The sequence below is a fragment of the Actinoplanes lutulentus genome (assembly GCF_003259845.1).
Taxonomy (GTDB): Bacteria; Actinomycetota; Actinomycetes; order Mycobacteriales; family Micromonosporaceae; genus Actinoplanes; species Actinoplanes lutulentus.
In genome coordinates, this window is sequence record NZ_QLMJ01000026.1 from 59,894 (window position 1) to 70,409 (window position 10,516).

The window sequence follows — 10,516 nt, forward strand, 5'->3', positions numbered from 1 at the left end:
TTAACAACCCTTCGGGTGTTGGCGGACGGACCACACCTGGAAGGTAGGACCATCACCGTCGATTTCGATAGATCCATCGACGCCGGCTTTGATGGGCTCGGCGCCGCCGTACAGGTTGTCGCCCCAGGCGTGCGGGGCGAGGCCGGTCACGCGTACCGGCGGACCCGCGGCCCGGCGGGCCGCGACCAGGACGATGTCGTCGGCGGTCTCCCGGAGGAAGACCAGCAGGTCACCGGCGGCGTGCACCCAGCGCAGGCCGCCGTCGCGCAGCGCCCGCGTGCCGCGCCGCAATCGCGCCAGAGCGCGATAACGAGCCAGGGTGCGCATGTCCCAGCCGTCGGTCTCATTCCAGGGCATCGGGGTACGGGAATGTTCGCCATTGACTCCGGACAATCCCAGTTCGTCACCGGCGAAGATCATCGGGGTGCCGGGAAGGGTGAAGAGCAGCCCCGCCGCGACCTCGTGACGGTCCGCGCCGCCGACCACCGACCGGATCCGCGGGGTGTCATGCGAGCTGAGGATCTGCCACGAGCTGGTGAACGCGCGCCACGACGTCTGTGCGGAGAACGCGGTCATGGTCGAGACCATCTCGCCCGCGTCCCGGAACGGGATCTCGCCCGGCACGCCCAGGAAATCGGGGAACGGCAGCTCGTCGGCGCGCAGCCAGCTCCACACCGGACGGGTGAAGCCGGCGTAGTTCATCGTGCCCTGCCAGCCGTCGGCGTCCAGGTCACGGGTGGCATCGTGGCCGTGTTCGGCGAGCAGCATCGCGTCCGGGCGTACCTGCCGGACGGCGCGGTGCAGCAGGGCGGCCACCTCGTGGGTCAGGTTGTCGGCGCCGCGGCGGCCGGTCATGTTGGCCACGTCGATGCGCCAGCCGTCCAGGCCATAGGGGTACGTCAGCCAGTGCTGAGCCAGCTTCACGAACCGGCGGCGCAGCTCGGGGCTACCCCAGTTCAACTTCGGCAGACTCGGTACGCCGAGCCAGGACTCGTACCCACCGTCGGAGTTGAAGTAGAAGAAGTCCTTCTCCGAGCGGAACCACTCGTGGGCGTCGCCGGTGTGGTTGGTGGTGAGATCGCCGAGCAGCCGCATGCCCCGCGCGTGCACCGCCTCGCTGAGCCGGACCAGGGCCTGGTCGCCGCCGAGCAGCGGGTCGACAGTGCCGAAATCGGAGCCGTCGTACCGGTGGTTCGACTTCGCGGGGAAGAACGGCGTCAGGTACACCGTGTCGGCGCCCAGGTCAGCGACGTGATCGAGGTGTTCGGCGACGCCGTCCAGGTCACCGCCGTACAGCTGGGTGGCGGCCAGGGGGCCGTGCCCTGCGACCGGAGTGCCCCAGTCGCAGCGCACGGCCCAGTCCGGGGTGGCGCGGTCGTCGGCGGCCGCCGAGCGCGCGAACCGGTCCGGGAAGATCTGATAGACGATCGCGTCCCGGGCCCAGTCCGGCCCCGGCGCGTGCGCGACCAGCCGGAAATCCGTCGCGTCCGGCAGATCGTAGGAGGTCAGACCCCATCCGGTGAGCCATCTGACCGCGCCGCTCACGGTCCGGATCAGGAAACGGTACGGAGTGATCGGGTTCCGTACCTCGATCTCGGCACGCCACCATTCGCCGGTCGCGTCCCGCCGGTCGAGCACGGCCTCGCCGAAGACAGGTTCGCCGTCACGCACCGAGCGCAGATGCATCCTTCTGATCAGGTTGCCGTGCGGCACCCGGACGAAGAGGCTGACCGTCTCGCCCAGTGCGGGCGACGGGTTCGAGACGTAAAGGCTGGAACCGTCGTGGTGGGGGGTCATCCCTTCACCGCGCCCGCGCTGAGTCCCTCCACGATGTAGCGCTGGAGGTACATGAAGACACCGACCGTGGGGATCGCGGTCAGCAGGGTGCCGGCGCAGAAGACCCCGAAGTTGGTGTCCCGCTCGCCGGCCACCAGGCCGTAGAGGCCGACGGCCAGGGTCTTCGACTCGCTGTCGGTGAGGAACACGTTGGCGATCAGGAACTCGTTGATCGTCCCGATGAAGGCGAGCAGCCCGGTGACAGCCAGGATCGGCGCGACCAGCGGCAGCAGGATCTTGAAGAAAATCTGCGGGTGCGAGGCCCCGTCGACCACCGCGGACTCGTCGAGCTCCTTCGGGATGGTGTCGTAGAAGCCCTTCATGAGCCAGGTGTTCACGCCGAGCGCGCCACCGAGGTAGAGCAGGATCATGCCCCACCAGGTGTTGAACCCGAACGCGGGCCACAGGTCGGTGATCGTCGAGAACATCAGGAAGATCGCCACGACGGCCAGGAACTGCGGGAACATCTGGATCAGCAGCAGCGACATCAGACCGATCCGCCGGCCCTTGAAACGGCGGCGGCTGAACGCGTACGCCGCCAGCGCGGAGAGGAAGACCGACGCCGCCGCGGCGACCCCGGCGATCATCACCGAGTTGAGGAACCAGTACGCGAAGTTGGTGTCCCGGAAGAGCTTCACGAAGTTCTCCGCCGAGGCGCCGGTCGGGATCAGCGTGCTGGAGGAGAGCGTGCCCTGCGGGTTGATCGCGGCGGAGAAGACGAACAGCAGCGGGCCCAGGGCGAACCCCAGCCCCAGCAGGCCGACCAGGTGCCGCCAGCCGACCTGCTTGATCCAGCGCGTCACGAGTAGACCTCCTCCAACTGCCGGGTCCGGCGGAAGCTGATCGTGGAGACGACCGCGACGATCAGGAAAATGAAGATCGAGATGGCGGCCGCGAATCCGTACTGCGCGCCGGAACCGCCGAAGGCGAGCCGGTACGTGTACGTGATCAGCAGGTCCGTCGCCCCGTTTGTGGTGTTGTCCGCCGGGAACGGAGCGCCCTCGGTGGTCAGCCAGATCGCGTTGAAGTTGTTGAAGTTGAACGCGAACGACGAGATCAACAGCGGCGTCAGCGGGATCATCAGCAGCGGCAGGGTGACGCTCTTGAAGCTCTGCCAGACACCGGCGCCGTCCACCTTCGTGGCGTCCAGCAGCTCACCCGGGATGGCCTGCAGCGCACCCGTGCTGACCAGGAACATGTACGGGTAACCGAGCCAGAGCTGCACCAGGATCACCGCGATCCGGGCCGAGGCGGTGCCGCCGAACCAGTCGACGTCCGTACCGAAGAGGTTGTTGATCAGTCCGAAGTCGGTGTTGAACATGTCCCGCCAGACCAGCAGCATCGCGAACGCCGGCATGGCGTACGGAAGAACCAGCAGGATCCGGTAGAAGTTGCGTCCGCGCACCTTGGCGGAGTGCAGGGCCAGGGCGATGAACAGGCCCAGGATGAACGTGAACCCGGTGGAGCCGATCGCGAACGCGAAGTTCCAGATCAGCGTCTTCAGGAACGGCCCGGAGATGCTGTCGTTGGTCAGCACCCGGGTGAAGTTGTCCAGCCCGACGCCGACCTTCCAGCCCTGGACGAGACGCTCACCGTCGGCCGCCACGAACGAGCCGAGACTCTCGTCGGCCTTCCACGTCTTACCACTCGTGGTGTCGGTGATGCTGTCGGTCGCCGCGTCGTACGCCCGCCCGGCCTTACCTTCGTACGCTCGGGAGAGACCGGCCGAGCGGATCGCGCCGCCCGCGGTCGGCACCGTGAAATCGGTGATCTCCTGGCTGCGGACGCTGGCCTGCCCGGCGTTGAGCACGGTGTAACCCTCGGCCGCGGTCACCTTGCCGCTCGACGTCACGGTGACGGCGCCGGCCGGCGTGAGGCCGCCCGCATCGCCGATCGAGACCGCTTTCGTCGCCGGGTCGGTGATCAGGAAGACGATCGGGCCGGTGGCCGGGTCGCCTTCGGTCGCGATCGAGAGGGCGTACTCGGTCGAGCCCGGGACCCGGGTGACCGACGACGTCTGGATCGCGACGATCGCGTCCTCTTTACTGCCCCGGTGCCCGTCGCCGAAGTTCGTGAACGCCGTGCTCGCGGTGTACAGCACCGGGAACAGCTGGAAGATCACCAGGAACAGGGTTCCGGGGAACAGGTACTTCGCCGGGATGTGCCGCGGAGACAGGTAGATGTAGAGGAGCGCCGCGGTCGCCGCGACCAGGACTGCCAGGCCGATCCAGTGCTCCTCGGCGATCAGCGGGAAGGCCGCCCAGATCGCGATCGCGACGGACAGGCCGAGCAGCAGAACCTTGGCGAACTGCCCTGCTAGTCCGGTGTTCTTTTGCTGAGGGCGCGGCTCGGAGGGCGCCGGTTCAGTGACGGGGAGGGCCCGCCGCGCGGGCCCTCCGAGCTTCGTCGTCATTACTTGATCGAGCCCGAGATCGTCGTGCCGGCGGCGGTGACGGTCTTCTCGGCGTCGGCGCCACCGATGACAGCGGCCTCGGCCTTGCCGAACGGGTCCCAGATGGCGGCCATCTCGGGGATCGCGGGCAGCGGCACGGCGTTCTTACCGGCGTCGACCCACTTCTGCAGATCGGCGTCGGCACCCTTGACCTGGTCCAGGGCGGCGGTCAGCGCCGGCGGCCGGGGCTCGGCGTTGTAGAGCGCGACGGCCAGCTCCGGCGTGGTCACGTAGTTGGTGACGAACTCCTGCGCGAGGGCCTTGTTCTTGCCCTTCGCCGCGACGTAGAAGGTCTGCACACCGAGGAACGGGGTGGCCTCCTTGCCGCCTTCGAAGCCGGGAACCGCGCTGATGTCGTACTTGAGGTTCGCCTTCTTCACATCGGTGACCGCCCACGGCCCGGAGACCAGGTACGCGCACTTCTTGCTGGTGAAGGTGGCGATGGAGTTCTCCGGGGTGATCGAACGCTTGAGCGCGCCGTCGCCCTTCTCGCCGAGAGCGCTGAGCTTCTTGAACGCCTCGACCGACTCCGGCTTGCCGACGCCCAGGTCCTTGGCGTCGTAGTCGCCGGCCGCGTTCGTGCCGAACAGGTAACCGCCGGCTGAGCTGTAGAACGGGTACGCGTGGTACGCGTCGCCGTTCTGTCCGACCTGGAGGCAGAGCAGCTCGGAGACCTTCTTGTCGGCCTTCAGCTTCTTGGCGCTGGCCACCAGGGCCTCCACGGTGGCCGGAGCCTCCGGGGCCAGCTCGGTGTTACGGATCAGGCCGAGGTTCTCGGTCGCGTACGGAACGCCGTAGGTCTGGCCGTTGAACGTGACCGCCTTGATGGCGTTGGCCGCGATGCCGCTCTTCTGCTCGTCGCTGAGCTGCACCGGGTCGATGGCGCCGTTCTGGACCAGGTTGCCGATCCAGTCGTGCGCGCCGACCACGACGTCCGGGCCGCTGCCCTGCTGGGACGCGGTCAGGAAGGTGGTCTGCTGGTCCTTCGAGATGGCCTGGACCTTCACGGTCACGCCGTTCTCGGTGCCGAACTTCTCGGCGAACGGCTTCAGGGCGGCGGAACGCTTGTCGTCCGCCCAGATCACCAGCTCGCCGGTGGCCGCGGCGGCCGAGGGCGCGTCGCTGGTTGTCTCGTCCTTGCTACTGCCACAAGCGGCGGTTCCGACCAGCGCCACGGCGCAAATCGCAATCACACCCGCGGTTCGGATGCGCATCGATGAACTCCTGTCATGAGGGAGGTTTTTTTCGCACGAAAGGGCAGGCACGGCAGACGCCAGAGGCCTTCACCCGGGAAAGATCGATAAGGTGTCGTCCTTGTTGCCGGGACGTTAGCAAGCCCTTGCAGTCAATGGAAGCCCTTGCAGAGCGCTGGCCGGTAACAGGTCGGCACTACAGTGACAACATGCGTGCACGGATGGCGGACATCGCCAGGCAAGCCCAGGTCAGCGAGGCGACGGTTTCGCGCGTCATCAACGACCGACCCGGCGTATCCCCCGAGACCCGGCAAGCGGTGCTCACCGCTCTCGACGTACTCGGTTACGAGCGTCCCGAGCGTCTGCGGAAACGCAGCGCCGGCCTGGTCGGACTGGTCGTGCCCGAGTTGGACAACCCGATCTTCCCGGCGTTTGCCCAGGTCATCGAGTCGACGCTGGCACAGTCCGGCTACACGCCGGTGCTCTGCACCCAGTCACCGGGCGGTGTCACCGAGGACGAATACGTGGAGATGCTGCTGGACCGCCAGGTCAGCGGCATCATCTTCGTCTCCGGCCTGCACGCCGACACCACCAGCGACCACGAGCGGTACCTGCGGCTGATCGCCCGCCCGCTGCCGATCGTGCTGGTCAACGGGCACACCGGCGGCATCGACGCGCCGTTCGTCTCCTGCGACGAGCAGCTCGCCGGCGACCTGGCGGTCAGCCACCTCTTCGCCCTCGGGCACCGCCGGATCGGCATGATCTCCGGCCCGCACCGGTTCACCGCTGTTCAGCGGAAACTCGCCGGTTACCGGACCGCCGTGCAGCGCCTGCTCGCCGTCTCGGGATCCGATGTGGACGACTCGGTCGAGCTGACGTTCTTCGGCGTGGAGGGCGGCGAGGTCGCCGCGGACCGGCTGCTCGCGAAGGGTGTGACCGGCATCGTCTGCGGCTCCGACCTGATGGCGCTCGGCGCGATCCGGGCAGCCCGGCGACGCGGTCTTGACGTGCCCCATGACGTCTCGGTGATCGGTTTTGACGATTCCCCGCTGATGGCTTTCACCGATCCGCCGCTCACCACGCTTCGCCAACCGGTCGCGGCGATGGCCGTGGCGGCCGTACGCTCACTGGTGGACGAAATCAACGGACACGGTTCGCCCAGGTCGGAATACCTTTTCCGGCCGGAGCTGGTGGTTCGCAACTCGGCCGCGGTGGCCCCGGTGCCGCAGAAACTGCCGGCCGAGACCTCCGCAGCCTGACGGTTCTTGCTGCAACTTCTTGCACACTTAAGCGGTTGACCTCGCGCGGGCGCGCAAGAGAGCGTGTTCTCCGCCTCTTCCGCGCTCGTCCGAGTGGGTGATGAGGGCGCTTTCAGCCGTTTGCCGCGCGCTTTCGGTGGCCGGAAGCGCCTTTCACCGGCAGGACCTGGCGCTTCGCCGCAAGAGCGTGCGCAAGAGCAGGTCAGAGCAACACCTCAGCTGGCACAGAATGTGACAGGTTGGTGGCGTTGAGTGCTTTCTGAGGTCAAAGCGGCCACTGAACTGCCAAGTGATACATATCACACTGCTCTCTGTGGTCGGTCCAAAGCCCCGCATTACGGACAGACAACCTTCCTGTTGTCGGCCCGCCAATTTCAGATGCCGCAAAGATCAGAGCACCCCGCCCCACGGGTCAGACCCGACAGCCACCACCGAGTCGAGCGATCGCCAAGCCGCGTCGAATCCGGTCGCGCAACCGGCTCGCGCTCGTGGTCGCGAAACCGCCCCTGCCAACGACCGCAAGCACGAGCCAACCGCAACCAGCTCGCGCTCGTGGTCACGAAACCGCCCGCCGAACGACCATTAGCGCGAGCCGGCCGATATCCGATGCCACTCCGCCGATCGCCCTCGCGTGACCATGAGCGCAAGCCGCCAGCGCCCCGGCCCGGCCGGCCCGGTGATCGGTTACGCCCACCCCACCGTGGCCGGCCAGTATCACTCGCCTCACGCCAACGTCACGGAGAGTGCGAGCCCAGCACGGGAGTACCGCCGCCGCCAGCCGGATCTTGGAGACCCGTGGGCGCTCTGACCCCCGCAGGATTCCACAAAGCCACCGTTCTCCATCATCGCGGTCACAGCGCGTCACCACCGCACTCACCAATCACCCGAAATCGACACGCCACAGCGGCGGCCATCCGAAACTCGTGAGTTTGCGGTCGATCGGACGGCCGAAACGCACAAGATCCGCCGCGGCCCGCGGCCGGCGGGCTGGCTGCCAGCGGCCGGCCAGCCAGCGGGCGGCCAGCCAGCGGGCGGCCAGCCAGCGGGCGGCCAGCCAGCCAGCCAGCCAGCGGCCAGCTGCCAGCCGCCGGGCAGTCGTCGGCGGAAACGAAACGGGAGCGGCCTAAGCCACTCCCGCCCCGAACAATCACCACGAAACCAATCAGCGCGGCACGACCTTCTCCACCGCCCACTGGCGCCAGTTGTCCAGCTTGTGCTCGACCGTCGCCAGCTGCTCGCGCACCGGCCCCGGCCCCGTCGACCCCGGTGTGGTCCGCGCCGCCAGCGCCGACGACACCGACAAGACCGAGCGCACCGACGGATCCAGATGCTCGCTGACCGTCTTCAGGTCGTCGTCGGTCAGATCTTCCAGCTCGCACTCCCGCGCCGAGCACAGCGCCACCAGTTTCCCGGTGACCTCGTGCGCGTCGCGGAACGGCACGCCCTTACGGACAAGCCAGTCAGCCACCTCGGTAGCCAGGGAGAAACCGACCGGTGCGGCGGCGGCCAGGCGGTCAACCCGTACCGTCATGGTGGAGATCATGCCCGCGAGAGCGGGCAGCAGAAGTTCCAGAGTGTCCACCGCGTCGAACGCGGGCTCCTTGTCCTCCTGCATGTCGCGGTCGTAGGTGAGCGGCAGTCCCTTGAGCATGGTGAGCACCGCGACCAGGCCACCGATGAGCCGGCCGCTCTTGCCGCGGGCCAGTTCGGCGATGTCCGCGTTCTTCTTCTGCGGCATGATCGACGAGCCGGTGGCGAAGGCGTCGTCCAGCTCGACCCAGCCGAACTCGGTGGAGGTCCAGAGCACGACCTCCTCGCCGAGGCGGGAGAGGTGCACGCCGAGCAGCGCGGTGATGAAGAGGAACTCGGCGACGAAGTCGCGGTCGGCGACGGCGTCCATCGAGTTCGGCGCGGGGGCGGAGAAGCCGAGCTCGCGGGCGACGGCGGCCGGGTCGAGCGGCAGCGACGAACCGGCGAGGGCACCGCTGCCGAGCGGGCTGATCGCGGTCCGCACGTCCCAGTCGCGCAGGCGCTCCAGGTCACGCAGCAGCGGCTGCACGTGCGCGAGCAGCCAGTGGCCGAAGCTGACCGGCTGCGCGTGCTGCACGTGGGTCATGCCCGGCGCCGCGGTGTCGATGTTGCGGGCGGCCTGCTCGGTGAGCGCGTCGGCCAGCTCGATCACCGCGACGGCCACGCCGCGGGCGTGATCGCGCAGGTAGAGCCGCAGGTCGGTGGCGACCTGGTCGTTACGGGACCGGCCGGCGCGCAGCTTGCCGCCGAGCGCGCCGAGGCGCTCCAGCAGGCCGCGCTCCAGGGCGGTGTGCACGTCCTCGTCCTCGATGGTGGGGCGGAAGTCCCCGGCGGCGCAGGCCGACTCGAGGTCGTCCAGCGCGGCCAGCATCTTGCCGAGCTCTTCGGCGTCGAGCAGTCCCGCGTTCGCCAGGACGCGGGCGTGCGCGCGGGAGGCGAGCAGGTCGTAAGGCGCCAGCCGCCAGTCGAACTGCACGCTGACGCTCAGCCGGGCCAGTGCTTCCGCCGGGCCGCCCGCGAACCGAGCTCCCCACAGCCGCGTCGGCTCCTCAGTTTCCGGCACACCTACTCCTCGATCGTGGAACTGCGCAATTAATTGACCCTATCGCTGCGGCCCGCACCCGAGGCGCCAGGCCGTCATGCATAAAAATACTAGCAGCATGATAATATTGCGACATGGCCAGCCTCGATCTCACCGGCGACATCGTCGATCTCACCCGCACCATCTGCGACATCCCGAGCGTCAGCGGCGACGAGAAAACTCTCGCCGACGCCGTCGAGACGGCACTGAGCGCATACCCGCACCTGGAGGTTCTCCGGGACGCCGACGCCGTGGTGGCCCGCACGAACTTCGGCCGTGACACCCGGGTCGTCCTCGCCGGCCACCTGGACACCGTCCCGATCGCGAACAATCTGCCGACCACCCTCAACGGCGATCTTTTGTACGGCCGCGGCACCACCGACATGAAGGCCGGCGTCGCCGTCTTCCTCCAGCTCGCCGCCCAGCTGACCGAAAACGATTCCCGCTACGACGTCACCTACGTCTTCTACGACCACGAAGAGGTCGCCGCCAAGCTCAACGGCCTCGGCCGCCTCGTGCGCAACCATCCGGAATGGTTGGCAGGCGACTTCGCTGTGCTCGGCGAGCCGTCCGACGGCACTGTCGAGGGCGGTTGCCAGGGCACCATGCGCGTGAAGATCACCGTGCCGGGTGTCGCCGCGCACGCCGCCCGCTCCTGGCGCGGCAGCAACGCGATCCACAGCGCCGGCGCGGTTCTCGACGTGCTGCGCGCCTATGAGCCACGTCGCCCGGTCGTTGACGGCCTTCAATACCGCGAGGGCCTCAACGCCGTGAAGATCGAGGGCGGCATCGCCGGCAATGTGATCCCTGACCTGTGCACTGTCTTCGTCAACTACCGCTTCGCCCCGGACCGCGACACCGACGAGGCCGAGGCCCACCTGCGCGAGGTCTTCACCGGTTTCGAGCTGGAGGTCACCGACCGCGCGCCCGGTGCGCGTCCGGGCCTGGATCAGCCCGCCGCTAAGGAGTTCGTCGAACTGGTCGGCCGCGAGCCCCAGGCCAAACTCGGCTGGACCGACGTCTCGCGCTTCGCAACCCTCGGCATCCCGGCGATCAATTTCGGTCCCGGCGACCCGCTGCTGGCTCACACCGACAACGAGCACGTCCCGGTCGAGGAGATCCGCGCGGCCCTGCGCGTCCTCACCGCCTGGCTGCGCTGAAACCC

General features: G+C 68.1%; 8 protein-coding genes. 3 read left to right on the forward strand and 5 right to left on the reverse strand.

From position 1 onward, the window contains the following. From B0I29_RS40190 to B0I29_RS40205, 4 genes are read right to left on the reverse strand one after another with little or no spacing between them, the layout of a single operon-like run. Positions 1 to 1,797: a glycoside hydrolase family 13 protein gene (locus B0I29_RS40190; protein ID WP_111654427.1), complete on the reverse strand. Its 1,797-nt coding sequence runs from the start codon at positions 1,795 to 1,797 to the stop codon at positions 1 to 3. Next, entirely contained in the window at positions 1,794 to 2,639 is an 846-nt protein-coding gene (locus B0I29_RS40195; protein ID WP_111654428.1) for a sugar ABC transporter permease, read from the reverse strand. The genes B0I29_RS40190 and B0I29_RS40195 overlap by 4 nt, the downstream gene beginning before the upstream one ends. Next, positions 2,636 to 4,249: an ABC transporter permease subunit gene (locus B0I29_RS40200; RefSeq protein ID WP_111654429.1), complete on the reverse strand. Its 1,614-nt coding sequence runs from the start codon at positions 4,247 to 4,249 to the stop codon at positions 2,636 to 2,638. Before B0I29_RS40200 ends, B0I29_RS40195 begins: the two co-directional genes overlap by 4 nt. Further along, positions 4,249 to 5,502, reverse strand: coding sequence for a sugar ABC transporter substrate-binding protein (locus B0I29_RS40205; RefSeq protein ID WP_111654430.1), 1,254 nt, complete (start codon positions 5,500 to 5,502; stop codon positions 4,249 to 4,251). Before B0I29_RS40205 ends, B0I29_RS40200 begins: the two co-directional genes overlap by 1 nt. Before the next feature lie 188 nt (positions 5,503 to 5,690). On the opposite strand from B0I29_RS40205, the gene B0I29_RS40210 reads away from it, so the two are divergent. Together B0I29_RS40210 and B0I29_RS46155 are read left to right on the forward strand one after the other, a co-directional pair. After that, the gene (locus B0I29_RS40210; protein WP_111654431.1) at positions 5,691 to 6,740 is read left to right on the forward strand and encodes a LacI family DNA-binding transcriptional regulator; all 1,050 of its coding nucleotides are present in this window, start codon (positions 5,691 to 5,693) and stop codon (positions 6,738 to 6,740) included. A 631-nt stretch (positions 6,741 to 7,371) separates the two neighbouring features. Further along, complete coding sequence (locus B0I29_RS46155) at positions 7,372 to 7,548, forward strand: hypothetical protein (RefSeq protein WP_181558225.1); 177 nt, start codon at positions 7,372 to 7,374, stop codon at positions 7,546 to 7,548. A gap of 354 nt (positions 7,549 to 7,902) precedes the next feature. On the opposite strand, the gene argH is transcribed toward B0I29_RS46155, so the two are convergent. Beyond that, entirely contained in the window at positions 7,903 to 9,333 is a 1,431-nt protein-coding gene (gene argH / locus B0I29_RS40215) for an argininosuccinate lyase (RefSeq protein WP_245973143.1), read from the reverse strand. A gap of 113 nt (positions 9,334 to 9,446) precedes the next feature. On the opposite strand from argH, the gene dapE reads away from it, so the two are divergent. Further along, positions 9,447 to 10,511, forward strand: coding sequence for a succinyl-diaminopimelate desuccinylase (gene dapE, locus B0I29_RS40220; RefSeq protein ID WP_111654433.1), 1,065 nt, complete (start codon positions 9,447 to 9,449; stop codon positions 10,509 to 10,511). Positions 10,512 to 10,516: the final 5 nt, after the last annotated feature.